Here is a 24,209-nt window from a genome sequence, read left to right as displayed (position 1 = left end):
CCATCGATGAACCGCACGCTCACTACTCCTGCCGATACTTTCGCAGATCTGCCCACGTCCGACATATCTGTACGCCGAACAGGTTTTTTCATTGTGTTGGTGACGTTCGGCCTGTTCGGTGGGTGGGCGACCTTTGCTCCACTCGACGGTGCGGCCTACGCACCGGGCGTCGTTACCGTGCAAACGTATCGCAAGACGGTGCAGCATCTGGAGGGCGGCATCGTCAAGGACCTGCTTGCCCATGATGGCGATGTCGTTAAGAAGGGCGACCCGATCATCGTGCTTGATGACGCTCAACTGCGCTCCGAATACGAGATGACCCGTAGCCAGCTGATCGCTGCCAGGACGATGGAAGCGCGCTTACTCGCTGAGCGGGATAACCTTCCGACGATTGCCTTTCCGAACGATATCAATTCCGACAGTCGGCGCAATTCTGAGGCGCGTTACGGCGAGACTCAGGTGTTCAACGCGCGGCGTAGCTCGCGACTTGGGCAAGTCTCGGTCCTGCAAGAACGTATTGGCCAGCTGAATCAGCAAATCAAGGGAACCGACACCATGATCGGTACCAAGACCAGCTTGCAGGAATCCTACAACGGCGAAATTGCTGAGTTGAAAGAGTTGCTGGCCCAGGGTTTTGTCGACAAACAGCGGATGCTGGAACAGGCGCGCAAGTTGGACTTGCTCAAGTCTGAGGTGGCGGAACACCGCTCGACAAACATCAAGACCAGGTTGCAGATCAACGAAACCCAGCTGCAGATCCTGCAGATCGACAAGGACTTCAACGCCGACGTTACCAGGCAGTTGGCAGAGACCCAGACCAGGGCCTACGACCTGCAGGAAAAAGCCTCGGCGCTGGAGGATCGTCTGAGCAGGGTGGTTATTCGCGCTCCGGAAGACGGGATGGTGATTGGCATGACGGTTCACACCATCGGTGGCGTTGTGCGACCCGCAACGCCCTTGCTGGATATCGTTCCATCCGTTTCCGATCTGGTGGTCGAGGCGCAGGTCTCGCCCAATGACATCGACCGAATCGCTATAGGCAAGTTGGCGGACATTCGCTTCAGCGCCTTTAACACGGCCACGACACCGGTCATCGAAGGTCGAGTGACGAGTGTATCCGGCGATCGCTTGATCAACGAGAAAACCAGTGCACCGTACTACCTGGCCCGCATCAGTGTGACGGGGGAGGGCGCGCGGAAACTGGGAGATCGCAAGCTGTTGGCGGGCATGCCGGCAGACGTATTGATCAACACCGGAGAGCGCACCATGCTGCAATACTTGATGCAGCCGGCACGTGACGTTATCGCCCAGTCAATGATCGAGGAGTGATCGTGCGTCTGTTTCCCTGCCTGGTTTTGGGTTCGATGGCATTGCCTGTCCACGCCGCTGAAGCTCCCATAGCCCGACCCTCAATCACTACGCCGCAAACAGCTTCGGTCAGTAAACAGAGTTACTCGGTCGACTTGATGCAGTTGTACCGCGAGTCGCGCCTGGAAGACCCTCGGGTGATCTCCTCTTACTCCAAGGCTCAATCCGGGGTCGAGCAGCAAAACCAGGCGTTTGGCAGTCTGTTGCCCTCGGTGACGGCCAACGCGGGTTTCAACCGGATCAAACAGTCCAACCTTCAAATCGACGAGGCCTATGACAGTCGCAATTATTCAGTGGGGTTGACCCAGCCTTTGTATAACAAGGCTGCCTGGGAAAACTACCAGCGCTATAAAAGCCTGGCAAAGCAGGCTGACTCCGAATCAAAAGAGGCTCAGGCCGAGGCCACGGTGGATCTTGCACAGCGATATTTCGCTGCGCTGGCTGCCGATGATGAACTTGAATTGGTGCGGGCCGAACGCAGGGCTACCCAGAAGAACCTCGACAGGGTCAGTGCGCTTTACAGCAAGCAGTTGGCGATGGTTACCGATTTGCTGGATCTTCAGGCCCGAGTCGATTCGCTGGCTGCCCAGGAAGTCGAGGCGCGTAACCAGTCCAGCCTGAGCCGTGTTGCGTTGTCGGAAATTATCGGACGACCGGTCAAAGAGAAACTGAGTCGTGTGCGTAATGACGTCGAATTGAAGGTGTCCGCCGAAAGCCTGGAGAGTTGGGTCAATTTGGCGATCGCCGACAATCCGGCGATCAAGGCCAGTGAAAATGCACAGGAAGCAGCAGAGGCTGCCCTGCGCGAAGGTAAGGGCGGGCACTATCCCACGGTCAATCTGAACCTGAGTGCGCAGCAGACCAACGAAGGCTACAACAATTCGTTGGCGCCACAGACCGACAGCTATGTTGCGGGTGTGGGAGTACAGATTCCGATCTATAGCGGTGGCACGACGTCCGCGCGGGTAAGGCAGCTGTATCAGGATCAGCTCACCGCAGAACAACAATTGGTTGCGACACGTCGCCAGGTGGTCAAGGAAACGACAAACGCGTATTTGACTGCAGACTCAAGCGTGGAAAAGATCCACGCCAACCGCAATGCACTGGCCTCGGCCGAGCAATCGCGCATTGCGGCTGAAAAGGCATTTACCTATGGTGTGGTTAATGCCGTGGATGTTTTGACCGCTGTGCAGAACGAATTCAAAGCACGTCACGATCTGCTCAAGACTCAGTACGACTTTATAACCAACCTTTTTATCCTGAATCGCTGGGCCGGAAAGTTGTCGGGAGAAAGTGTCGAAAGCGTCAATCTCTGGTTGAGTGGAAATGATCAAGCGATCACTTCACCAGAGACGCTGCGGGAATAAGTTGTCGTCCGTTAAGCGTTTTTTGCGTAGCGGGATTGACAAGCTGTATCCCCCAAAAAAACGATTTTTGTTTTTTGAGGGGGATACAGGTCGGCACTAAAGCCATTGGTCAAGTCAGACTGCGCTTGAAGAGCAAGCGCAGCCCTCGACAATTAACGACGAGATGAATGCAGTGACAGAACGGCGCGACGAATGATGGCGACACCCAGGCCGAGCATGAATCAAAAGATCAGGAAAAATCCAACGATCAGGGCGTTCTTCGGTTTTATGGGCGCTTGAGGTTCCGTCGCATCTTTATCAAAATTGACCAGTTTTAATTGATCGAAGTTTACATTCAGTTGCTTCAGGTGAGTCAACTCACCGCTGATGTCCGCGAAGTCCTTGAGAAACAACTCAGGATGATTCCGCTCTTTGAGAAGTACTACTTCGCGGTTGGTAGCCAGCAGGCTGAGTTCTTTTTGAATCTCATCAATGCGCGGCTCGGTGAAGTCATCGGAATGACGAGCTACCAAGGTGGCACGCTCTGCTTCCAGTGCTGCCTGTCCCAGGAAGTACAGGGGTATTTTCTGATTGTTGACTTTCGTGCGGATCATGTTGCCTTGATGTACTTGCTCTCAATCTCCCAGCGCCGAGGGAGTGGTGGGTTTACAGTTCCGAGTTTCTTGGCGATGACGATGGCTTCATCAAGTTCTTTGATGCGGTTTTGCAGTTGTTGACGCAGTGCTTTGAGTTCGTCTTGAAGTACTTGCTTTTTTAGCTGGTCTTTTTCCAGCAAGTGGGAAATTTTGGAGTCTTTCTCTGCCTCATAAGCGGACTTTTTTGACTCCAGCTTCTTTTCAGCCTGGTCGATGCGGTTGGCAATCAATGTTTTCAAGTTTGAAGTAACTTTTTCCTTTTCGCCTTTGACAACGAAGTCGGTAAAGTCTCTCAAGATGCCTGCGCCATCTACACCCTGAGGATATCTGAGGCTAAGGTCAACGGCTTCCGAAAGAAGGCTGGAGCTTTTTAGGAACATTTTTTCAAGCGAAAATACTCTTTCGTTTAACTTCTCAAGTGTGTTTTCAATGGATTGCCCAAGCGCCTGCAATGGCGCAAAGTACTCGGATTGGCCTGGAAGAACTTCAGGCGGACATCATAAGACTGCATTGATGAGCCAATGTTGTTCAGTGCTTCTTTTGGCTGGAGTTTGTTAAGTCCGGACTCATTCAGTTCATCCGCCCCGCCATTTATCGGTCGGCTCGCAATACCGTTCGCTCCATCCCATAGGCTCGGCGCGGTTTCATGTTCATTCTGGGGCTACTCTCATTCTGGTCAGGCCACCGACGAGAGCCGACCGCTTCGTGGATATTGAAAATTACGACTATCATATTTCGTTTGGATTATGCCTATAATAAATAATGCTTGCGCCGAAATGCCTTGGCGTCAGGCGTCCTTCAGCATTCTTCAGGAGCACCGTCATGAATTCAGTTCAGTCCCAAGGTACGGCCCTCGTCACCGGTGCGTCTTCCGGTATCGGGGCGGTGTACGCCGAGCGGTTGGCAGCCCGTGGTTTTGATTTGTTGCTGGTGGCTCGTGATGAGCAGCGACTGGAGGCCGCGGCGAGCAAGCTGCGCTCGGAGCATGGGATCAAGGTCGAAGTGCTGAAGGCGGATCTGACCCAGAAAGAAGACGTGCTGCAGCTCGAACAGCGGCTACGCAGTGATTCGAGTATCAGCCTGTTGCTCAATAACGCCGGTGTGGCGGCGGATGGGCTATTGGCCAATGCCGATACCGACCAACTGGAGCGAATGATTCAGTTGAATATCACCGCTGTCACGCGATTGGCCTCCGCGGCAGCGGCCAGCTTTACCAAGGCCGGGCGCGGCACAATCATCAATATCGCATCGGTGGTGGCGTTGTTTCCCGAGCGTTTCAACGCTACGTACAGCGCCAGCAAGGCCTATGTATTGAGCTTGACTCAATCGTTGAACACCGAGCTGGATGGCACTGGAGTGAAGATCCAGGCAGTGCTGCCCGGTGTGACGCGAACCGAGATATGGGAGCGCTCCGGTATCGATGCTTCGCAAATTCCTGCGGAGATGGTGATGGAGGCGGGTGAGATGGTCGATGCTGCGTTATCGGGTCTGGATCAGGGTGAGTTGATCACTATTCCTTCGTTGCCCGATGCGGCGGATTGGGATGCGTTCGTGGCGGCGCGTCATGTGATGGCGCCTAATCTTTCCAAAAGCAAGGCCGCTGCCCGTTATCGGTAAGCGCCATCAATCGGCTTGAGGTGTGTTTGGTATGAGTGATCGTCGAGTGGTTGTAACGGGCATGGGCCTGGTGTCGCCGCTGGGGAGCGGTGTCGAAGCGGTCTGGGCGCGGCTGCTGGCCGGGCGTTCCGGGCTGCGCAATTTACCGCAAGAGGTGGTTGCCGATCTGCCGGCCAAGGTCGGCGGTGCAGTGCCTGCGCTGGCGGATGATCCGGAGGCGGGGTTCGATCCTGACCGGGCAACTCCACCCAAGGAACAGAAAAAGATGGACCGCTTCATCCTGTTCGCCATGGAAGCGGCGCGTCAGGCACTGGAGCAAGCCGGCTGGCAAGCGCTGGATGCCAATGCCCAGGAGCGCACAGCCACCATCATCGGTTCAGGTGTGGGTGGTTTCGGCGCGATCGCCGACGCTGTGCGTACCACCGATAGCCGTGGTCCGAGACGTTTGTCTCCATTCACTATCCCTTCATTTCTGGTCAACCTCGCGGCAGGTCATGTGTCGATCCAGCATGGCTTCAAGGGGCCATTGGGCGCGCCGGTCACGGCATGCGCCGCCGGGGTTCAGGCGATTGGCGACGCAGCGCGGTTGATTCGTGCGGGTGAGGCGGACATCGCAGTATGCGGCGGCGCGGAAGCGGCGATCGATCGGGTCAGCCTTGCCGGGTTTGCCGCTGCTCGCGCCTTGTCCAGCGCTTACAACGAAACGCCTGAACGCGCTTCGCGACCGTTTGACAGTGGTCGAGATGGCTTTGTCATGGGAGAAGGGGCCGGGCTGCTGGTCATTGAGTCTCTTGACCATGCGCTGGCACGGGGCGCCCAGCCCTTGGCGGAGCTGGTCGGCTACGGCACCAGCGCCGATGCCTTTCACCTGACCGCCGGGCCCGAAGACGGCAACGGCGCGCGGCGGGCGATGTCGTTGGCATTGGCACAGGCCGGTGTTTCACCGGCCCAGGTTCAGCATCTGAATGCTCATGCAACCTCGACTCCGGTGGGGGATCTGGGCGAGCTGGCGGCGATCAAGGCGTTGTTCGGTGCGCAAAACGGCATTGCCGTGACATCGACCAAGTCGGCGACAGGGCATTTGCTCGGTGCAGCGGGGGGAATCGAGGCGATCTTTACGCTGCTGGCGATCCGTGACCAGATCGCGCCAGCGACCCTCAATTTCGAGAACCCGGACCCTGCCACTGAAGGAGTGGATATCGTTCATGGAAACGCGCGGCCGATGGCCATCGAATACGCATTGTCCAACGGCTTCGGATTTGGCGGGGTCAATGCCAGTGTACTGTTCAAGCGTTGGCAGGGTTAATCCTGCGAGTGCTTGAGATGTTCGCGTGCGACGTCGAGAATCCGTTGGCCAAACTCGGCGTCGGCCACGCTGCGCGATAACAGCAAGGCGCCGACCAGCGTAGACATGATGACGATGCTGCGGTCGGCGGTGTGCTCACCATCAAGGTTGTGCTGGATTTGATCGAGTCGCGCCTGGAGCACGACGTCGCTGGTCGGGCTCGGTTGACCACGCAGCCCCAGTTCCGAGGAAATGGTCAGCAGCGGGCAGCCTTCGTGGGGTGAGGTTTGATGCCATTCGGACAGGTAAGCGTCGATGAAGGCTTCGAGTGGCTGTTCCTCGGCGAAGATTTGCGCGCACAACTCGTCGACTTGTGCGCCAGCCTCCTGCAAGGCTTTTTCTACCAGTTCGTCTTTGGACTTGAAGTGCGAGTAAAAGCCACCGTGAGTCAGGCCCAGTGCTTTCATCAGGGGTTGCAGCCCGGTCGCGCCGATACCGTCGCGTCGAAATCGCGCTGAAGCTTCCTTGATTATGCGTTGGTGGGTCTGGGCTTTATGGTCCTGCGAGTAACGCATCTGATATCTCCGCATCAATGCGGCCATATTAACCAATGAAAATTGCATGGTGACTGTACTTCTACTTCTAAAAAACATGCAGATGCTTCGATATGGGTGCAAAGCGGCGTGATTTCGGGAGATTTCACGCAAAAATAAACCCCGCCGTTCCAGGCGGGGTTTTCAGTCAGCGGTCCTGCGCTTCCTTGGCGTCCATTTCCGCATTGCGTTCGGCGACGCGCTTGCGTTGCTCTTCGGTCAGTTCGACCTTGTTGGCGGTGTCGCGCAGCAGCATCAGACCACCAACGATCGAGCCGATGGCAACGACCAGAATCAACCAGGCATACCAGGGCATAGGACTCTCCTTGAAAAGCAGGCGGTCGGCGAGGATTCGCCAACCGATCGTGCATACCACTTTGAGTGATGGGGTTTCATCGCAGTTCCATCGCTATCCCCCATTCTATGCCGGTTGTTCAAGGTTCACCCGAACGCTTTCAATGTCCGGTCAGCATCGCATCTGCCGGCGCTTCGGCGCGCAGTTGTGCGGTGAGCATGAAGTACACGAAACCTGCCGCCATGAAACCCAGGAAGATCAGGCCGATCAACGTGTTGAACCAGGCCATCGCCACCAGGCATACCACCGCCAGCATCAGTGCAATGAACGGCACCAGCGGGTAGCAAGGAGCGCGGAAGGTGCGTTCCAGGTTCGGCTCGGTTTTACGCAGTTTGAACAGGCTGAGCATGCTCATGATGTACATCACGATGGCACCGAACACGGCCATGGTGATCATTGCGGCGGTCAGCGTCATGCCGCCGAGGTTGATCAAGCCGTCGCTGTAGATGGCTGCAATGCCGATGACACCGCCGGCGATGATCGCCCGGTGCGGGGTTTGAAAGCGCGACAATCTGGCCAGGGACGCCGGCAGGTAACCGGCCCGGGCGAGGGCGAAGAACTGCCGCGAGTAGCCGAGGATGATCCCGTGGAAGCTCGCCACCAGGCCAAACAGGCCGATCCACACCAGCATGTGCAGCCAGCCCGAGCTTTCGCCGACCACGGTTTTCATCGCCTGGGGCAGCGGGTCGTTGATGTTCGACAGGGAGCGCCAGTCGCCGACGCCACCGGCGAAGAACATCACGCCCATCGCCAGCAGCACCAGGGTCAGGATACCGCTGATGTAAGCCTTGGGAATCGTGCGTTTCGGGTCCTTGGCTTCTTCGGCGGCCATGGCTGCGCCTTCGATGGCGAGGAAGAACCAGATGGCAAAGGGGATCGCCGCAAACATTCCGGCAATCGCCGGAGCACCGAATACATCGGACCCGGCCCAGCCATTGAGGGCGAAGTTACTGAAACTGAATGCCGGGGCAACCACGCCCATGAACACCAGCAATTCAGCAACCGCCAACACGCAGACCACCAGTTCGAAGGTGGCTGCCAGTTTCACGCCGAGAATGTTGAGGCCCATGAATACGATGTAGGCACCGACTGCCGCGTGTTTCGGGTCCAGGGCTGGAAACTGGACATTGAGGTAGGCGCCGATGGCCAGGGCAATCGCCGGTGGGGCGAAGACGAATTCGATCAGTGTCGCCAGCCCGGCGATCAATCCGCCTTTCTCGCCAAAGGCGCGACGGCTGTAGGCAAAGGGACCGCCAGCGTGGGGAATGGCGGTGGTCAGCTCGGTGAAACTGAAGATGAAGCAGGTGTACATGGTGGCGACCATGAATGAGGTCACCAGAAAGCCCAAGGTCCCGGCCACGCCCCAGCCATAGCTCCAGCCGAAATATTCTCCGGAAATCACCAGCCCGACCGCAATGCCCCACAGGTGCAAGGTACCCAGCGTGGGTTTGAGTTGTGTGTTCATGGGTTTGCTCCCTGAGTGGTTTGGAAAGCTCAGGAAAGGCCAGTGCAGTGGGCGTGCCATTTCACGATTTCGCGTCGTAATGGGCTGAAAGCTGTCGTATCGGGGATGTTCGCCACTGGATGCGCGAATGTTGTGCGTCAGTTAGGGGCGCGCTTGATTCAAATGCGGCTTTCGCGAGCAAGCCCGCATATCCGCCTCCAAACACCGCTGCACCGCGCAGGTTTGGTATTTCAATAATGCGGGTGCGGACAGCGTTTGATGCTCAGGCTTGTTCAGTAAGGCACTCGCGCAACGCCATTTGCCAGTCAGGTTGAGTGACGCCCCAATCGCGTTGCAAGCGACTGCAATCCAGGCGCGAGTTGAGCGGCCGGGCTGCGGGTGTCGGGTAATCACTGGACGGGATAGGTAGCAGGTCGGCGCAGGGTTTGCCTTGTTGTCGCAGCGCTTCTCCGATCGCCTGGGCGAAGCCGAACCAGGAGGTCTCGCCTTGAGCGGTCAGGTGATAAGTACCCCAGCTGGCAACCTGGCTCGTCTGCCAGCGTTCAATCAGGGCAAGGGTGCTGTTGGCGATTGTACCGGCCCATGTAGGTGCTCCGATTTGATCGGCGACTACACGTAACTCCGGTTTCTCTTGCAGCAAACGTTGCATCGTCAGTAGAAAGTTGCGGCCATGAGTTGAATAGACCCAGCTGGTACGCAGGATCAGGTGTTTACCTTGTACGTCCCTGATGGCCTGCTCACCGGCCAGTTTGCTCTTGCCGTACACCCCGAGCGGATTTGGCGTGTCGTCCTCGTTGTAAGGTCCGGCTTTACTCCCGTCGAATACATAGTCCGTGGAGTAATGTATCAACGGGATGTCGAGAGCCAGCGCTTCTTCGGCAAGGATGCCGGGAGCTACCGCGTTTATGGCAAAGGCTGATTGCGGCTCGCTTTCTGCCAGATCAACCGCTGTATGGGCCGCGGCGTTGATGATCAGATCGGGCCGGACGTTTTGCACCTGGCGGCGAATCTGATCGGGTTGTGCGAGATCGAGCTGATTGCGACCCAATACGATCAGTTCGCCGACAGCCCCCAGTCGCCGTTGCAATTCATGTGAAACCTGACCGTGTCGGCCATTGATGAGTATTTTCACGGGAACAGTCCAGTCTCGTTACCGGGCAAACCGGGCTCGCACAGGGTCATTGCTCTTCCCCCGCCAGTTTGGCCAGGTACTGGCCATACCCGGTTTTGCCAAAGTACCGGGCACGCTCCAGCAACTGTTCGCGGTCGATCCAGCCATGTTCATAGGCTATCTCTTCGAGACAGGCGACTTTGAGGCCTTGGCGGTGTTCGATGGTTTGCACGTACTGAGAGGCTTCGAGCAAGCTATCGTGGGTGCCGGTGTCGAGCCAGGCGAATCCTCGACCAAAACGCTCGACCTGCAGATCGCCACGTTGCAGATAGGCATTGTTGACGTCGGTGATTTCCAGCTCGCCGCGAGGCGAAGGCTTCACCGCCTTGGCAATCTCGATCACATCGTTATCGTAGAAATACAGGCCGGTAACGGCATAGCTGGATTTCGGCTTTTTCGGTTTCTCTTCGATCGAAAGCGCACGGCCATCTTTGTCGAAATCGATCACGCCGAAGCGCTCGGGGTCTTTGACCCAATAACCGAACACGGTGGCACCGCAAGTGCGTTTTGCCGCGTTCTGCAATTGTTCGCCAAAGTGCTGACCATGGAAGATGTTATCGCCGAGGATCAGGCACACAGGGTCATCGCCAATGAACTCTTCGCCAATCAGAAAAGCCTGGGCCAGACCGTCCGGTGAGGGTTGCTCGGCAAAGCTGAAATTCACCCCGAACTGACTGCCGTCACCCAGCAGATTGCGATACTGGGGTAGATCCTGCGGGGTGGAGATCAGCAGAATATCCTTGATGCCGGCCAGCATCAGCACCGAGATCGGATAGTAGATCATTGGCTTGTCGTAGACCGGCAGCAGCTGTTTCGACACTCCAAGCGTAATCGGGTGCAGGCGTGTGCCCGAGCCACCCGCCAAAACGATGCCTTTCATCATGCGAGCAGCTCCTTGGGATTGATGGCGCCAAGGCGTTCACCCTGATAACTGCCGTCTTGAACACGGCGGCACCATTGCATGTTGTCCAGATACCATTGAACGGTTTTGCGCAGGCCGGTTTCGAAGGTCTCTTCGGGTACCCAGCCCAGTTCGCGTTCAATCTTGCTGGCGTCGATTGCATAGCGCAGGTCATGACCAGGGCGATCCTGGACGAACGTGATCAGGTCGGCGTAATGCGCAACGCCCTCAGGCTTTTGCGGTGCCAGTTCTTCAAGCAGGGCGCAGATGCCACGCACCACGTCGATGTTCTTTTGTTCGTTGTGCCCGCCGATGTTGTAGGTCTCGCCGACGCTGCCGGTGGTCACCACTTTGAGCAGTGCCCGGGCGTGGTCTTCGACGAACAGCCAGTCGCGCACTTGCAGGCCATTGCCATACACCGGCAGCGGCTTGCCGGCCAAGGCATTGAGGATGACCAGCGGGATCAGTTTCTCGGGGAAGTGGAACGGCCCGTAGTTGTTCGAGCAATTGGTCAGCAGCACCGGCAGGCCATAGGTTCGCTGCCAGGCGCGGACCAGGTGGTCGGACGCTGCCTTGCTGGCGGAGTAGGGCGAGCTCGGCGCGTAGGGCGTCGTTTCCGTAAACAGATCGTCGACACCGTGCAGGTCGCCGTAAACCTCGTCGGTGGAAATGTGATGAAAGCGGAAGGCGCTTTTCTCTGGCTCTGGAAGAGCCTGCCAATAGGCGCGGGTGGCTTCGAGCAGGCTGTAGGTGCCAACGATGTTGGTCTGGATGAATTCCGATGGGCCGTCGATGGAGCGATCGACGTGGGATTCCGCTGCCAGGTGCATGATCGCGTGAGGCTGGAAACGCGCCAGCACTGCACTGACGGTCGCCTGATCAACAATATCGGCCTGAACAAACTCGTAGCGAGTGTCATTGGCAATGCTGGTCAGCGATTCGAGATTACCGGCATAAGTCAGTTTGTCCAGGTTGAGCACTTCATGCTCAGTGTGTTGAATCAGCTCGCGGACAAGGGCCGAGCCTATGAAACCGGCTCCGCCGGTAATAAGGATACGCACGTTGGGCCAGCCTTCTTCAGTAATGCGGATAGCGGTAGCTTGCAGGCGCGAGCGGGGAGGTGCAAGAGTTCTTGACCCCATTCGGTTGCGTCGCGCCAATCGGGCGGGATTATCCACGACTTGCAGCAGTCACTCACTACTCGCGCGCACAATTTAGAGTTCTACCTGCGACACTCCCGGTTTTTCCGCACCGGAGCTCCTCCCCCGCACCCTGTAACCCCGGCGTAAACCCACTCTTTACGCTTTTTTTATGCCTCTCCCGCACCCTCGGTCTCGTTCCTTTACAGCCTCCTTTCCGACAATGACTCCACACGCGGCAATACGCCGTAACACGGAGAACTTCCATGAGCGTTCTGGACGGGGTGTCGCTGCTGCTGGCAGTGGGGCTGTTCATTTATCTGTTGGTTGCGCTGCTGCGCGCGGACCGGAACTAGGAGCGGCTATGCACAGTTATGACTATTGGCTGATCCTCGGTTTTTTTGCCCTGGTTTTGGTCCCGGCGCCGTTTCTCGGGCACTTCTACTACAAGGTGATGGAAGGGCAACGCACCTGGCTGACGCCGATTCTCGGTCCGGTCGAGCGCGGTTGTTATCGTCTGGCCGGCGTCGATCCGCAAGCCGAACAGAGCTGGCAGAAATACGCCCTGGCCTTGCTCGCCTTCAACCTCGCGGGTTTCCTGCTGCTGTTCACGATCCTGTTGTTCCAGGACCACCTGCCGCTCAAACCGCAGAACCTGTCGGGTCAGGAGTGGACGCTGGCGTTCAACACCGCCGTCAGCTTCATGACCAACACCAACTGGCAGGCCTACAGCGGCGAAGCGTCCCTGAGCTACTTGAGCCAGATGGCTGGCCTCACCGTGCAGAACTTCGTCAGCGCCGCCACCGGCCTGGCGGTACTGGTCGCGCTGTGTCGAGGCATCGGTCGTAAATCCACCCGGACTCTGGGCAATTTCTGGGTCGACATGACCCGCGCCACCCTCTACGGCTTGCTGCCGCTGTGCCTGCTGCTGGCGCTGTATCTGGTCTGGCAGGGCGTGCCGCAAACCTTCGCGCAGTACGTGAATGCGGTGACGATGCAGGGTGTTGACCAGGTGATCCCGCTGGGACCGGCTGCTAGTCAGATTGCGATCAAGCAGTTGGGCACCAACGGTGGCGGTTTCTTCGGCGTGAACTCGGCGCATCCGTTCGAGAACCCTACGGCGTGGAGCAACCTGTTCGAAATGGCCTCGATCATTCTGATCCCCGTCGCGCTGGTGTTCACCTTCGGCCATTACGTGAAGGACCTGCGCCAGAGCCGCGCGATCATCGCCTGCATGCTGGCGCTGTTCCTGATCGGCGGCGCCACCTCGCTGTGGGCTGAATACCAGCCGAACCCGGCCCTGAACAATGTCGCCGTCGAACAGACTGCGTCGCTGGAAGGCAAGGAAGCGCGCCTGGGCACCACTGCCACGGTGCTGTGGTCGGTGACCACCACGGCCGCGTCCAACGGTTCGGTGAACGGCATGCACGACAGCCTCAACCCGCTGAGCGGCATGGTGGCCATGGTCAACATGATGGTGGGCGAAGTGATCTTCGGCGGCGTTGGTGCCGGGCTCTACGGCATGTTGCTCAACGTGCTGATCGCGGTGTTCCTCGCCGGGTTGATGATCGGCCGTACCCCGGAATACCTCGGCAAGAAACTGCAAGCCAAAGAAGTGCAATTGCTGGTGCTGACCTTGATGGTCATGCCGGTTGGCGTGCTGGTGCTCGGCGCGATCGCTGCCAGCCTGCCCGGTCCGATGGCCGCGGTGAGCAACCCCGGTCCACACGGTTTCAGCCAGTTGCTCTACGCCTACACCTCGGCCAGTGCCAACAACGGTTCGGCATTCGCTGGCTTCGGCGCCAATACCGCGTTCCACAACCTGATGCTGGGCCTGGGCATGTTGATCGGTCGCTTCGGCTACATCCTCCCGGTTCTGGCATTGGCCGGCAGCCTGGCGATGAAGAAAACCGCACCGATCGGCCAGAACAGCTTCCCGACCCACGGCCCGCTGTTCGTGACCCTGTTGACCGTGACCATTTTGCTGGTGGGCGGCCTGACCTTCCTGCCGACTCTGGCTCTGGGTCCAATCGCCGAACATTTGAGCATGGGCTTCTGAGGACTATTTGATGAATATACCCGTAACCAAAACCGTCGCCGCCAAGGCGCTGGAACAACCGAAAACTGCATTCTCGGCCCTATGGCGCCCGGCGCTGGTGCAAGCCTTCGTCAAGCTCGACCCACGGCAATTGCAGCGTGCGCCAGTGATGCTGGTGGTCGAACTGACGGCGATCCTGACCACCGTGCTGTGCTTCATTCCCGACACGGCGGTGCCGACTTTCGTCGCTGCGCAAATCGCGGTGTGGCTGTGGTTCACCGTGCTGTTCGCCAACTTCGCCGAAGCCCTGGCCGAAGGTCGCGGCAAGGCCCGCGCCGATAGCCTCAAGGCTGGCAGCGAAGGCCTCAGCGCCCGGCGTAAAACCGGCAACGGCAGCTTTCAGGTGGTGCCTGCCGCCAACCTGCGCAAAGGCGATGTGGTGCGCGTCGAAGCAGGGGAGATGATCCCCGGTGACGGCGAGGTGATCGAAGGCATCGCAGCGGTCAACGAAGCGGCGATTACCGGTGAATCGGCCCCCGTGATCCGTGAGTCCGGTGGCGACCGTTCGGCCGTCACCGGCAACACACGGCTGGTTTCCGACTGGCTGCTGGTGAAAATCACCGCCAACCCCGGCGAGTCGACCCTGGACCGCATGATCGCTTTGGTCGAAGGCGCCAAACGCCAGAAAACCCCGAACGAAGTGGCGCTCGATATCCTGCTGATCGGCCTGACCCTGATCTTTCTGCTGGTGGTCGTCACCCTGCAACCGTTCGCCCACTTCGCCAACGGTAGCCTGCCGCTGGTGTTCCTGGTGGCGCTGTTGGTCACGTTGATTCCGACCACCATCGGCGGTTTGCTGTCGGCCATCGGTATCGCCGGGATGGATCGTCTGGTGCGCCTGAACGTGATCGCCAAGTCAGGTCGTGCGGTGGAAGCGGCGGGGGACGTGCACGTCCTGCTGCTGGACAAGACCGGTACCATCACCTTCGGTAACCGTCGTTGCTCGGCGGTGTATGCCGCGCCTGGCGTGACAGCCAGGGAGCTGGCCGAAGGCGCATTGCTGGCTTCGCTGGCCGACGACACGGCTGAAGGCAAGTCGATCGTCGAGTACCTGCGCGGCACCCATCCGCAACCGGAGCCGTCCGCTGACGTGCTGACAGCCGTGCCCTTCAGTGCCGAAACCCGCTTGTCCGGTGTCGACTACCAGGGGCGCGTGTACCGCAAGGGCGCGGTGGATTCGTTGCTGGCGTTCGTCGGCCTGAAACGCGCCGACCTGGCACCGGCCTTGTCCCGTGAAATCGACAAGATCGCCCAAAGCGGCGGCACCCCGTTGCTGGTGTGTGCCGACGGCAAGTTGCTCGGTGCGATCCATCTCAAGGACGTGGTCAAGCCCGGTATCCGCGAGCGTTTCGCCGAGTTGCGCAAACTGGGGATCCGCACCGTCATGGTCACCGGCGACAACCCGTTGACCGCTGCTGCCATCGCCGCTGAAGCAGGTGTGGACGATGTGCTGGCCGAAGCCACGCCGGAGAAAAAACTGGCGCGCATTCGTCACGAGCAAAACGACGGTCGTTTGGTCGCCATGTGCGGCGACGGCGCCAACGACGCCCCGGCCCTGGCCCAGGCGGATGTCGGCATGGCGATGAACGACGGCACGCAAGCGGCCCGTGAAGCGGCCAACATGGTCGACCTCGACAGCGACCCGACCAAGCTGCTGGACGTGGTGCAGATCGGCAAGGAGTTGCTGGTCACCCGCGGTGCGCTGACGACCTTTTCCATCGCCAACGACGTGGCCAAGTACTTCGCGATCCTGCCGGCGCTGTTCGCCGCGATCTACCCGCAACTGGGCGTGCTCAACGTGATGCACCTGAGTAGTCCGCAGAGCGCGATTCTCTCGGCGATCGTGTTCAACGCCCTGATCATTGTGGTGCTGATTCCGCTGGCGCTGCGCGGTGTGCGGGTTCACGCGGCGAGTGCGGCGGCGTTGTTGCGACGCAATCTGCTGATCTATGGCCTGGGCGGGATCCTGGTGCCGTTCGTGGGCATCAAGGCGATCGACATGCTGTTGACGGCGTTGCATCTGGTTTGACTGCGTGGTGTGCCAGATAAGCCGCCATCGCGAGCAAGCTCGCTCCCACAAAAGCACCTCATACCCTGTGGGAGCGAGCTTGCTCGCGATGGATGCGCCACGGTGTACCTGACTTGTGAATTAGAGGATTTTGAAATGTCCACATTGATACGCCCGGCCCTGAGCCTGCTGGTCCTGATGACGCTGATCACCGGCGTCGCTTATCCACTGGTGGTCACCGGCGTGGCCCAGGTCGCGTTCCCGGATCAGGCCAACGGCAGCCTGGTGCGGGATGCCGAGGGCAAGGTCCGCGGTTCCTCGCTGATCGCCCAGGATTTCGTCGGCGACGCCTGGTTCCACCCGCGCCCTTCGGCCGGTGCCTATGCCACCGTGTCGAGCAGTGCCAGCAACCTGTCGCCGAGCAACCCGGCGCTGGCAATGCGGGTGATCGACGATGCCAGCAAACTGCTGGTGCCAGGCCAGGGGCCGGTGCCCCTGGCGCTGGTCACTACCTCCGGCAGCGGTCTCGATCCACACTTGCCACCGGCGGCGATTGCCTATCAACTGGCGCGTGTCGCGGCGGCGCGCAACTTGCCGGTCGCGACACTGCAGCAACTGTTGGACGCCCACATCGAGCAACCACTGATAGGCCCGCCGGTGGTCAATGTGCTTGAGTTGAATCGGGCGCTGGAAAACCTGTAGATCAAAAGATCGCAGGCTTCGCCAGCTCCTACAGGATGTACGCCATCTGGCGTAGGAGCTGCCGCAGGCTGCGATCTTTTAATGCCACTCCCAAATATCAAGTCAAACAAGGCAATGAAAATGAGCAACTCCGGCCGCGCCGACGCGCTGTTAGCAGACCTGCCCCGCGATGGCCGTGGCCGGCTCAAGGTATTTCTCGGTGCCGCGCCGGGTGTCGGCAAGACCTACGCAATGCTGCAAGCGGCCCACACCCAGTTACGCCAAGGGGTGAAAGTGATCGCCGGCGTCGTCGAAACCCACGGCCGGGCCGAAACCGAAGCACTGCTCGGCGGCTTGTCACAGCAGCCCTTGGTACGTTCCGAGTACCGTGGCGTGTTGCTCGAAGAAATGGACCTCGACGGTCTGCTCCTCGCCAAACCGAAACTGGTGCTGGTCGACGAACTGGCGCACACCAACGCACCGGGCAGTCGTCACGAAAAACGCTGGCAGGACATTCAGGAACTGCTCGCCGCCGGCATTGACGTGTACACCACGGTCAACGTCCAGCATCTGGAAAGCCTCAACGACCAGGTGCGCGGCATCACCGGCGTGCAGGTCCGCGAGACCCTGCCGGACTGGGTGTTGCAGGAAGCCTACGAACTGCTGCTGATCGACTTGCCGCCACGGGAGCTGCTGGAGCGCCTGCGCGATGGCAAGGTCTATGTGCCGGAGCAGGCGCGGGCGGCCATCGACGCGTTCTTTTCCCAGACCAACCTCACGGCCCTGCGCGAACTGGCGATGCAAACCGCGGCGGCGCAGGTCGATAACGATCTGGCCCAAGGGTATCGCCAGTTGGGGCAAGCGGCGCCGGCCGTGCGCGGGCGTTTGCTGGTAGGGGTTGACGGCGATGCCCAGGCCGAGCGTCTGGTGCGCCATGCCAGTCGCGTGGCCCAGCGGCGGCACCTGCCCTGGAGCCTGGTGCACGTGGACAACGGCCGCGTGCGTGACGAGCAGTCCCGCCTGCGTCTGCAGAGCGCCCAGCAACTGGCCGAGCGCCTGGGCGGCGAAGTGGTGTTGCTGCGCGCCGGTGAAGTGGCGAAAACCCTGATCCAGCATGCCGCCGAACGCCGCGCCAGCCTGGTGCTGGTTGGCCAGTCCCGGCCGCGGTTGCGCCGACGTCTGTTCGGGGGCGGGCTGGCGGCACGGTTGCTGCGTAATGCACGCGGACTGGAGATCAATGTTCTCGACAGCGATCATCAACAGCTTCAACCCCATCAGCGGTCGATGCATTCGCTGGTCTGGTTCGACTACGCATTGGCGGTTGTCGCGACGGTTCTGGCCAGCGCCCTGGCCTGGGCCGTGGTGAGCGTGCTGCCACTGCCGAACATCTCACTGGTGTTCCTTGCAGCGGTATTGCTGGTGGCGGTGCGCAGCAGTCTCGGGCCGGCGCTGGCCTGTGCGGCGCTGTCGTTCCTGACCTATGACTTTCTGTTCATTCCGCCGACTTTTTCCTTCAGGATCCAGCGCGAAGAAGACGTGCTGACCCTGCTGTTCTTCCTGTTGATGGCGGCCCTCACCGGCAACCTTGCGGCGCGCCAGCGCAGGCAATTGCAGGCATTGCGCGATACCCAGGAAGAGACCACCGAACTGCTCGACCTGTCACGCAAACTCACCGCCGCCACCGACCGCCAGGCCGTGGTCAGCGCGGCCGCCCAGCACCTGGATGGTTGGAGCGATGTGCAACTGTGCCTGCTCAATCGTGACGGGCAAAACGGCTGGAAAGTCGAAACCGGTGGCCCGCTGGAGTTCAGCGAAGCCGAGCGCGCCGCTGCCGATTGGGCCTGGCAACACGATCAACCGGCGGGTGCGGGCACCGGTACTTTGCCGTTCGGCCGCTGGTGGTGGTGGCCTTTGTCGGTGGAGGACGGTCCGCTGGCCTTGCTTGGCGTGTGCGCCAGGGAAGGCCAGACCCTGAGCGGCCAGCGCCGCCGCTTGTTGACCGCACTGAGCCAGCCGCTGGCCCAGGCACTGGCCCGGGCGCAACTGGCCGATGATCTGGAGGCGGCGCGGCTGCACGGCGAAACCGAGCAACTGCGCAGTGCCTTGCTGGCGTCGGTATCCCACGATTTGCGCACTCCGCTGACGTCCATGCGCGGCAGTATCGACAGCCTGCTGGCCCTGGGTGAAGCGATCCCGCTTGAGGATCGACGTGAGTTGCTTGAAGGCACCCGCGATGAAGCCGAGCGCCTCGACCGCTACATTCAAAACCTGCTCGACATGACCCGCCTCGGCCACGGTGCCTTGAAGCTGGCGCGGGACTGGGTGTCGCCGGCAGACATCGTCGGCAGTGCGCGCAATCGCCTGCGGGCAGTCCTTGCGCCGTTGCAGGTCAGCACCGACGTACCGGCCGAGTTACCGCTGCTGTATGTGCATGCCGCGCTGATCGAACAGGCACTGATCAACGTGATGGAAAACGCCGCGCGGTTTTCACCGCCCCACGGGCGCTTGCAATTGCGCGCCGGGGCCGATGACACTGAGCTGTTTTTCTCGGTCAGTGATGAGGGTCCGGGGATACCGGAAGAGGAACGAGCGAAGATTTTCGACATGTTCTACACCGCGGCGCGGGGTGATCGCGGCGGGCAGGGTACCGGGCTGGGGCTGGCGATTTGTCTGGGCATGGTCGGTGCCCATGGCGGGCGCATCAGCGTCGCCGACGGCGTCGAGGGGCGCGGCACCTGCATCACGTTGCACCTGCCGCTACAGGCTCAACCGGGATACGAAAGTGAAGCCTGATCGCACTTGCGCTACTCTCTTGCCACTTCTTTGTGTTGATGTGAATTCATGAGCCAGACCTCGACCATTTTGGTCATTGACGACGAACCGCAGATCCGCAAATTCCTGCGCATCAGCCTCGCTTCCCAAGGCTACAAAGTGCTGGAGGCGGGAACCGGCAGTGAAGGATTGGCGCAAGCGGCGTTGAACAAGCCGGACTTGCTGGTGCTCGACCTCGGCTTGCCGGACATGGACGGCCAACAGGTATTGCGCGATTTTCGCGAGTGGTCGACGGTGCCGGTGCTGGTGCTTTCCGTGCGCGCCGGGGAAGGGCAGAAAGTCGAGGCCCTGGATGGCGGCGCCAATGACTACGTGACCAAGCCGTTCGGCATTCAGGAATTCCTGGCGCGGATTCGTGCGCTATTGCGCCAGGCACCCGCAGGCGAGGTGCAACAGGCGGCGCTGAGCTTCGGTCCGTTGACGGTCGACCTGGCGTATCGCCGGGTGCTGCTCGACGATGTCGAAGTCGCGCTGACCCGCAAGGAATACGCGGTGCTGGCGCAACTGGCGCGGCATCCCGGGCGGGTGATCACCCAGCAGCAATTGCTCAAGGACATCTGGGGACCGACCCACACCGAAGACACTCACTACCTGCGTATCGTGGTCGGGCACTTGCGCCAGAAACTGGCGGATGACCCGACCCAACCCAGGTTCATCGTCACTGAGGCTGGGGTGGGGTATCGGTTGTTGAGTGAGGGTAGCCTTTAGTTTTGTGCTGAATGATCCGGCCCCATCGCGAGCAAGCTCGCTCCCACATGGGATCCTGGTCAGACACAAACTTTGTGTACGCCAAAGATCCACTGTGGGAGCGAGCTTGCTCGCGATGAGGCCCTTACATTCAATCGAGGGTTTTCAGGCGTTCAGTTCTGCTCATTTTCATACCGGTCCAGCGTATCCCGCGCAATCTCCCGTCCCAGCGCGATCAGTTCCGGCGCCTTGTAGAACTCGAAAAACCGACACACGCGTTTGGGCACGTTGATCAGGATGTCCGGCGGATACCCGGCAATCTTGTACTGCGCCAGCGACGTCTGCATCACCTCGAAACTCTGGTTGATCAAATCCAGCAAGGACGCTGGCCCGACGTTGTCGATGATGAACGAACCGGTGGCGGAGCGGGGTGCGCCACTGGCTTGCGGAGCGGCCGCGGGTTGCTGCGCCTCGGGCTCGGCGGATTCGATCCACGGGTTGAGCTCCGCACCTTCGGCCTTCAAGGCTTCCTGTTCCAGAATCAACAATTGCTCGGCCTGTTTGCGGCGGAACGGCAACTTCGAGCCGACGGAGTTGATCAGGCTGTCGAAGCGGGTCTTGAACGCGGCGGGACGCTGGATGACCGGCAATTGATAGTGGCGCTGGTTGGTGGAGTTGAGGTTGACCGCGATGATCAAGTCGCAATGGCTCGACACCACCGGCACGATTGGCAGTGGGTTGAGAATGCCGCCATCGACCAGCATGCGGTTGCCCTGCATCACCGGGGTAAACAGGCTGGGAATCGCTGCCGAGGCGCGCATGGCCTGATGCAGGCAACCTTCCTGGAACCAGATTTCCTGCTGGTTGGTCAGGTCGGTGGCAACCGCGGTGTAGGGGATACGCAAATCTTCGATGTTGACCTCACCGACGATCTTACGGATCTGCCCGAAGACTTTCTCACCACGAATCGCCCCCAGACGAAAACTGACGTCCACCAGGCGCAACACGTCGAGATAGTCCAGGCTCTCGATCCAGTCGCGGTAATCATTGAGTTTGCCGGCGGCGTAGATCCCGCCCACCACCGCGCCCATGGAGCAACCGGCGATACAGGCAATGTCATAGCCGCGCCGTTCGATCTCTTCAATGACCCCGATATGTGCATAACCCCGGGCTCCGCCCGAGCCCAATACCAGTGCGACACGCTTTTTCATGAATCGCCCTCGTTTCAATGGTTCAACAATGCACCCATCGAGGGCCATGCTTCAATCGCCATGGTCGTTCGATGCAGCAAGAGCGTCGTATTTTCGACACTCCATGGCGGCACATGGTTATTCTCGTCAGCGCTATAGTTTGCACAGCGGACCAACGGCACTTTTCAGGTGCCACAACGTCTTACCTGCACGACTGTTGACCTATTTTTGAGGAGTGAGTGATGAAAGCCTGGATCTGCGTGCCATTGATTGCCCTGGCGCTCGCCGGTTGTGCCGGCAAAACCGCTTATCGCGACAGTTGCGGTAGTAACCTGGATGCGGCATGGCATGAACTGGATCTGGCCAAAGCCGAAGGTTTCGCCGGGACCGTCAGCTACTCCAAGGCCCTGTCGCTGTTGACCGCGGCCAAGACCCAGCAGCAATTCGAGGGGTTCGAAGGCTGTACCAAGAAAGCCGAGAAGGCTCGTTTCTATATTCGTGAATCGCGCGCGGGGCGTTAAAAGCGAAAAGCGGTTACAAGCTCTAAGCTGCAAACTGCAAGACCCATCGAGCTTGCAGCCTGGAGCTTGTAACCTGGCGCTGTTTACGGAGTAACCCCCCATGATCGATCGGTTGGTGGCTCAGGTTCTGGGCCTGGAAGTTCGTCTGCTGGCCTGTCAGGCCCGCCTGAAAGAGCGTACTGACCCTGAAGCGTTACACGATCTGCGCACAACCATGCGTCGGTTGCGCAGCCTGCTGCGACCCTTGCGCGGGCTGCCAGGCGTCGAACAACTGGAAGCGGCAGCTTCTCGGGTGGGCGATCTGACCACGCCATTACGTGATCGCGAAGTGCTGGCGGCGTACCTGCTCCAGCACCATCAACCCCAAGCCGCACAGTGGCGCGTGGCGCAAATGGCCGAGGCCTATCCGGCTGTGGCGACCAGTCCCGAGCTCGCGCAAATGCTGATCGTCCTCGATGCGTTTCCGCGTTTTCTGCGTGCCGCTCAGCGCCAGGGATTGCTCAAGGGCTTGCGCAAGCGCATCGAAAAGCGTCTGGGCAAACAGTGGAAAAAACTCGACGAGGCACTGCACGACCCGGCCCACGACCGTCATCGGCTGCGGCTGCTGATCAAGCGTGTGCGCTATGGCATCGACGCTTACCCCGAACTGGATCGTTTGCCGAAAGCGGCCATGCCTCGGTTGAAATCGGCCCAGGGCGCGCTGGGCGACTGGCACGATTGCGTGCAATGGCTGGCCATGGCTGAAAGGGAAGCGGATTTGCAGCCCTGTGTTGCGGTCTGGACAGCCACCATAGCCGAGGCTGAACAGCGTGCGGACCGGGTGCTGGAAAAACTCAGTCGCGATTGCTTCAAATCCTGATATCACCCCTGCTCCCACAGGGTTATGTGTTCGGCACGAGATCTGTGCGGCTCTTCTGTCAGTACTTTTGGCCGGAATGGGTGCTGTATAGCCTTCGCTGGCTGGTTAAGATCCCTTCATCTTTTTCCGATCCCAGAGGTTTTCATGCGTTTTTCCGAACTGCTCGACGCTGTCCGCAGCCAGCCGCTGGAGCTGTCTATCCCGGCCTCCTGGGCCCAAGGGCGGGCCAGTTTCGGTGGCCTGGTGGTCGCTTTGCAGTACGAAGCCATGCGTGCCCGGGTTCCGGCGGATCGTCCGGTGCGTTCGTTGGCAATCACCTTCGTCGGCCCGGTTGAGCCCGAAGTACCGGTCAGTTTTGAAGTTGACGTACTGCGCGAAGGCAAGGCCGTCAGCCAGGTGCTGGGCCGGGTGGTGCAGAAGGGTCAGGTGGTGACGTTGATCCAGGGCAGCTTCGGCGCCTCGCGACCTTCGGAAGTGGCGGTGGCCGCTGAGCCGGCACCGGAAATGAAGCACTGGGACGAATGCCAGGAATTGCCTTTCGTCGAAGGCGTCATCCCGGAGTTCATGCGGCATCTGGCGATGCGCTGGAGTGTCGGCGGGTTGCCGTTCAGCGGTAGCACATCCCGGTATATGGGTGGCTGGGTACGCTTGCGCGGCGACGTAAAGGAAGAGGCTATCGGCGAGGCGCATATCCTGGCGCTGGTGGACGCCTGGCCGCCGGCCCTGATGCCGTTTTTGAAGAAACCGGCAATGGGCAGCACGCTGACCTGGACCATCGAATTCGTGCAGCCGCTGCTGGAACTGAACACCCTGGACTGGTGCAAATACCTCGTCGAAACCGAATACGCCGCCGACGGCTACGGGCATGCCGCCGCAAAAATGTGGAGCGCGGATGGCCGGTTGATCGCCATGAGCCGGCAGACGGTGACGGTGTTCGCCTGATCAGTGACGGCGGTGGCGCTCACGCCAGGCGCGCCACCAGCCGCCGCTGAGGAAGAACCGCGGAAACGTCAGGAACTGCTCGACCAACAGGCGCGATACCGCATCCTTGCGATCACTGAAGGGCTCGGAGGCTTGGATCTCCAGGCTGTGGCCGTGGCGTTGCAAGGCCAGCGCCGCAATCACACCGATCACGCCGATGGCGATGTTTGCCAGGCTCAGGCTGAACACCCCGGACACAATCAGCAGAAATGCCACGATGAACAGCGGCACCGCGATCAGGTGCAGCACCAGATTGGTCGGGTGCTGATGATTGTTCGGGTACGCTCGCCATTGCCAGGCGGGAAGGTTGGGGTGACGTTTGCCCATGATGCCGATCCTCGATCCATGTTGAACACATGTGATTAAGAATAGGCCCGGTCTATGCTGGCGGCGAATCAAGGCTGGCTATTGGCTTGATAGGTGTCATGACTGGAATAGATGGTGCCGGTTCTGACG

At 59.8% G+C, this 24,209-nt stretch carries 23 protein-coding genes; 13 read left to right on the top strand and 10 right to left on the bottom strand.

What is annotated here, in order from left to right; genetic code table 11:
• Positions 1–6: 6 nt before the first annotated feature.
• Both AC3IP0_RS20705 and AC3IP0_RS20700 read left to right on the top strand, forming a co-directional pair.
• Entirely contained in the window at positions 7–1,329 is a 1,323-nt protein-coding gene (locus AC3IP0_RS20705) for an HlyD family type I secretion periplasmic adaptor subunit (RefSeq protein ID WP_489325756.1), read from the top strand.
• Between the two features lie 35 nt (positions 1,330–1,364).
• On the top strand, positions 1,365–2,735 hold the full coding sequence (locus tag AC3IP0_RS20700) for a TolC family outer membrane protein (RefSeq protein ID WP_489327821.1): 1,371 nt from the start codon (positions 1,365–1,367) through the stop codon (positions 2,733–2,735).
• 221 nt (positions 2,736–2,956) lie between these two features.
• Here AC3IP0_RS20700 and AC3IP0_RS20695 read toward each other — a convergent pair whose 3' ends face one another.
• On the bottom strand, positions 2,957–3,328 hold the full coding sequence (locus AC3IP0_RS20695) for a hypothetical protein (protein ID WP_489325755.1): 372 nt from the start codon (positions 3,326–3,328) through the stop codon (positions 2,957–2,959).
• A complete protein-coding gene (locus AC3IP0_RS20690; protein WP_489325754.1) occupies positions 3,325–3,822 on the bottom strand; it encodes a hypothetical protein in 498 nt (165 codons plus the stop codon). The genes AC3IP0_RS20695 and AC3IP0_RS20690 overlap by 4 nt, the downstream gene beginning before the upstream one ends.
• 370 nt (positions 3,823–4,192) lie before the next feature.
• On the opposite strand from AC3IP0_RS20690, the gene AC3IP0_RS20685 reads away from it, so the two are divergent.
• Positions 4,193–4,987, top strand: coding sequence for an SDR family NAD(P)-dependent oxidoreductase (locus AC3IP0_RS20685; RefSeq protein WP_489316818.1), 795 nt, complete (start codon positions 4,193–4,195; stop codon positions 4,985–4,987).
• Between the two features lie 31 nt (positions 4,988–5,018).
• Positions 5,019–6,293 carry a beta-ketoacyl-ACP synthase II gene (gene fabF / locus AC3IP0_RS20680; RefSeq protein ID WP_489316817.1) on the top strand — a complete coding sequence of 425 codons (1,275 nt, stop codon included), beginning with the start codon at positions 5,019–5,021 and terminating at the stop codon, positions 6,291–6,293.
• On the opposite strand, the gene AC3IP0_RS20675 is transcribed toward fabF, so the two are convergent.
• From AC3IP0_RS20675 to rfbB, 6 genes are all read right to left on the bottom strand, one after another.
• The gene (locus AC3IP0_RS20675; protein WP_489316816.1) at positions 6,290–6,847 is read right to left on the bottom strand and encodes a TetR/AcrR family transcriptional regulator; all 558 of its coding nucleotides are present in this window, start codon (positions 6,845–6,847) and stop codon (positions 6,290–6,292) included. The genes fabF and AC3IP0_RS20675 overlap by 4 nt on opposite strands.
• Before the next feature lie 166 nt (positions 6,848–7,013).
• A complete protein-coding gene (locus tag AC3IP0_RS20670; protein WP_007985427.1) occupies positions 7,014–7,181 on the bottom strand; it encodes a DUF2897 family protein in 168 nt (55 codons plus the stop codon).
• A gap of 139 nt (positions 7,182–7,320) precedes the next feature.
• Positions 7,321–8,685: an ethanolamine permease gene (gene eat, locus AC3IP0_RS20665; RefSeq protein WP_489325753.1), complete on the bottom strand. Its 1,365-nt coding sequence runs from the start codon at positions 8,683–8,685 to the stop codon at positions 7,321–7,323.
• Positions 8,686–8,947: 262 nt separating this feature from the next.
• Positions 8,948–9,817 (bottom strand): dTDP-4-dehydrorhamnose reductase, encoded by an 870-nt coding sequence (gene rfbD, locus AC3IP0_RS20660; RefSeq protein ID WP_489325752.1) that lies wholly within the window; start codon positions 9,815–9,817, stop codon positions 8,948–8,950.
• A 46-nt stretch (positions 9,818–9,863) separates the two neighbouring features.
• Positions 9,864–10,739: a glucose-1-phosphate thymidylyltransferase RfbA gene (gene rfbA, locus AC3IP0_RS20655; RefSeq protein WP_477798166.1), complete on the bottom strand. Its 876-nt coding sequence runs from the start codon at positions 10,737–10,739 to the stop codon at positions 9,864–9,866.
• Entirely contained in the window at positions 10,736–11,818 is a 1,083-nt protein-coding gene (gene rfbB, locus AC3IP0_RS20650; protein ID WP_489325751.1) for a dTDP-glucose 4,6-dehydratase, read from the bottom strand. Before rfbB ends, rfbA begins: the two co-directional genes overlap by 4 nt.
• A 344-nt stretch (positions 11,819–12,162) precedes the next feature.
• Between rfbB and kdpF the strand changes: the two genes are divergently transcribed.
• The 6 genes from kdpF (at position 12,163) to AC3IP0_RS20620 (ending at position 20,223) form a co-directional block, all read left to right on the top strand.
• Entirely contained in the window at positions 12,163–12,252 is a 90-nt protein-coding gene (gene kdpF / locus AC3IP0_RS20645; RefSeq protein ID WP_007899818.1) for a K(+)-transporting ATPase subunit F, read from the top strand.
• 8 nt (positions 12,253–12,260) lie between these two features.
• Entirely contained in the window at positions 12,261–13,955 is a 1,695-nt protein-coding gene (kdpA, locus tag AC3IP0_RS20640) for a potassium-transporting ATPase subunit KdpA (RefSeq protein ID WP_489325750.1), read from the top strand.
• Positions 13,956–13,965: 10 nt separating this feature from the next.
• On the top strand, positions 13,966–16,023 hold the full coding sequence (gene kdpB, locus AC3IP0_RS20635; RefSeq protein ID WP_489325748.1) for a potassium-transporting ATPase subunit KdpB: 2,058 nt from the start codon (positions 13,966–13,968) through the stop codon (positions 16,021–16,023).
• A 135-nt stretch (positions 16,024–16,158) separates the two neighbouring features.
• Positions 16,159–16,704, top strand: a complete 546-nt coding sequence (gene kdpC / locus AC3IP0_RS20630) for a potassium-transporting ATPase subunit KdpC (protein ID WP_489316809.1) — start codon at positions 16,159–16,161, stop codon at positions 16,702–16,704.
• A 120-nt stretch (positions 16,705–16,824) separates the two neighbouring features.
• Complete coding sequence (locus tag AC3IP0_RS20625; protein ID WP_489325747.1) at positions 16,825–19,476, top strand: DUF4118 domain-containing protein; 2,652 nt, start codon at positions 16,825–16,827, stop codon at positions 19,474–19,476.
• A gap of 48 nt (positions 19,477–19,524) precedes the next feature.
• Positions 19,525–20,223, top strand: a complete 699-nt coding sequence (locus AC3IP0_RS20620; RefSeq protein ID WP_489316807.1) for a response regulator — start codon at positions 19,525–19,527, stop codon at positions 20,221–20,223.
• A 152-nt stretch (positions 20,224–20,375) separates the two neighbouring features.
• On the opposite strand, the gene AC3IP0_RS20615 is transcribed toward AC3IP0_RS20620, so the two are convergent.
• The gene (locus AC3IP0_RS20615) at positions 20,376–21,413 is read right to left on the bottom strand and encodes a patatin-like phospholipase family protein (protein ID WP_150753915.1); all 1,038 of its coding nucleotides are present in this window, start codon (positions 21,411–21,413) and stop codon (positions 20,376–20,378) included.
• 221 nt (positions 21,414–21,634) lie between these two features.
• On the opposite strand from AC3IP0_RS20615, the gene AC3IP0_RS20610 reads away from it, so the two are divergent.
• The 3 genes from AC3IP0_RS20610 (at position 21,635) to AC3IP0_RS20600 (ending at position 23,714) form a co-directional block, all read left to right on the top strand.
• Positions 21,635–21,913 (top strand): hypothetical protein, encoded by a 279-nt coding sequence (locus tag AC3IP0_RS20610; protein ID WP_034150181.1) that lies wholly within the window; start codon positions 21,635–21,637, stop codon positions 21,911–21,913.
• A 100-nt stretch (positions 21,914–22,013) separates the two neighbouring features.
• Positions 22,014–22,772 (top strand): CHAD domain-containing protein, encoded by a 759-nt coding sequence (locus tag AC3IP0_RS20605; protein WP_489316806.1) that lies wholly within the window; start codon positions 22,014–22,016, stop codon positions 22,770–22,772.
• A gap of 144 nt (positions 22,773–22,916) precedes the next feature.
• Positions 22,917–23,714, top strand: a complete 798-nt coding sequence (locus tag AC3IP0_RS20600; protein ID WP_489316805.1) for an acyl-CoA thioesterase — start codon at positions 22,917–22,919, stop codon at positions 23,712–23,714.
• Here AC3IP0_RS20600 and AC3IP0_RS20595 read toward each other — a convergent pair whose 3' ends face one another.
• Entirely contained in the window at positions 23,715–24,080 is a 366-nt protein-coding gene (locus AC3IP0_RS20595; protein ID WP_489316804.1) for a terminase, read from the bottom strand.
• Positions 24,081–24,209: the final 129 nt, after the last annotated feature.

This window comes from Pseudomonas sp. GL_103 (assembly GCF_057835175.1).
This window is presented reverse-complemented; position numbering and strand designations above follow the sequence as displayed.

Bases quoted from the DNA above. Each gene is read 5' to 3' on its own strand.
- AC3IP0_RS20705 (WP_489325756.1), top strand. From the start codon at position 7: ATGAACCGCACGCTCACTACTCCTGCCGATACTTTCGCAGATCTGCCC.
- AC3IP0_RS20700 (WP_489327821.1), top strand. From the start codon at position 1,365: ATGGCATTGCCTGTCCACGCCGCTGAAGCTCCCATAGCCCGACCCTCA.
- AC3IP0_RS20695 (WP_489325755.1), bottom strand. From the start codon at position 3,328: ATGATCCGCACGAAAGTCAACAATCAGAAAATACCCCTGTACTTCCTG.
- AC3IP0_RS20685 (WP_489316818.1), top strand. From the start codon at position 4,193: ATGAATTCAGTTCAGTCCCAAGGTACGGCCCTCGTCACCGGTGCGTCT.
- fabF (WP_489316817.1), top strand. From the start codon at position 5,019: ATGAGTGATCGTCGAGTGGTTGTAACGGGCATGGGCCTGGTGTCGCCG.
- AC3IP0_RS20675 (WP_489316816.1), bottom strand. From the start codon at position 6,847: ATGCGTTACTCGCAGGACCATAAAGCCCAGACCCACCAACGCATAATC.
- AC3IP0_RS20670 (WP_007985427.1), bottom strand. From the start codon at position 7,181: ATGCCCTGGTATGCCTGGTTGATTCTGGTCGTTGCCATCGGCTCGATC.
- eat (WP_489325753.1), bottom strand. From the start codon at position 8,685: ATGAACACACAACTCAAACCCACGCTGGGTACCTTGCACCTGTGGGGC.
- rfbA (WP_477798166.1), bottom strand. From the start codon at position 10,739: ATGATGAAAGGCATCGTTTTGGCGGGTGGCTCGGGCACACGCCTGCAC.
- kdpF (WP_007899818.1), top strand. From the start codon at position 12,163: ATGAGCGTTCTGGACGGGGTGTCGCTGCTGCTGGCAGTGGGGCTGTTC.
- kdpA (WP_489325750.1), top strand. From the start codon at position 12,261: ATGCACAGTTATGACTATTGGCTGATCCTCGGTTTTTTTGCCCTGGTT.
- kdpB (WP_489325748.1), top strand. From the start codon at position 13,966: ATGAATATACCCGTAACCAAAACCGTCGCCGCCAAGGCGCTGGAACAA.
- kdpC (WP_489316809.1), top strand. From the start codon at position 16,159: ATGTCCACATTGATACGCCCGGCCCTGAGCCTGCTGGTCCTGATGACG.
- AC3IP0_RS20625 (WP_489325747.1), top strand. From the start codon at position 16,825: ATGAGCAACTCCGGCCGCGCCGACGCGCTGTTAGCAGACCTGCCCCGC.
- AC3IP0_RS20620 (WP_489316807.1), top strand. From the start codon at position 19,525: ATGAGCCAGACCTCGACCATTTTGGTCATTGACGACGAACCGCAGATC.
- AC3IP0_RS20615 (WP_150753915.1), bottom strand. From the start codon at position 21,413: ATGAAAAAGCGTGTCGCACTGGTATTGGGCTCGGGCGGAGCCCGGGGT.
- AC3IP0_RS20610 (WP_034150181.1), top strand. From the start codon at position 21,635: ATGAAAGCCTGGATCTGCGTGCCATTGATTGCCCTGGCGCTCGCCGGT.
- AC3IP0_RS20605 (WP_489316806.1), top strand. From the start codon at position 22,014: ATGATCGATCGGTTGGTGGCTCAGGTTCTGGGCCTGGAAGTTCGTCTG.
- AC3IP0_RS20600 (WP_489316805.1), top strand. From the start codon at position 22,917: ATGCGTTTTTCCGAACTGCTCGACGCTGTCCGCAGCCAGCCGCTGGAG.
- AC3IP0_RS20595 (WP_489316804.1), bottom strand. From the start codon at position 24,080: ATGGGCAAACGTCACCCCAACCTTCCCGCCTGGCAATGGCGAGCGTAC.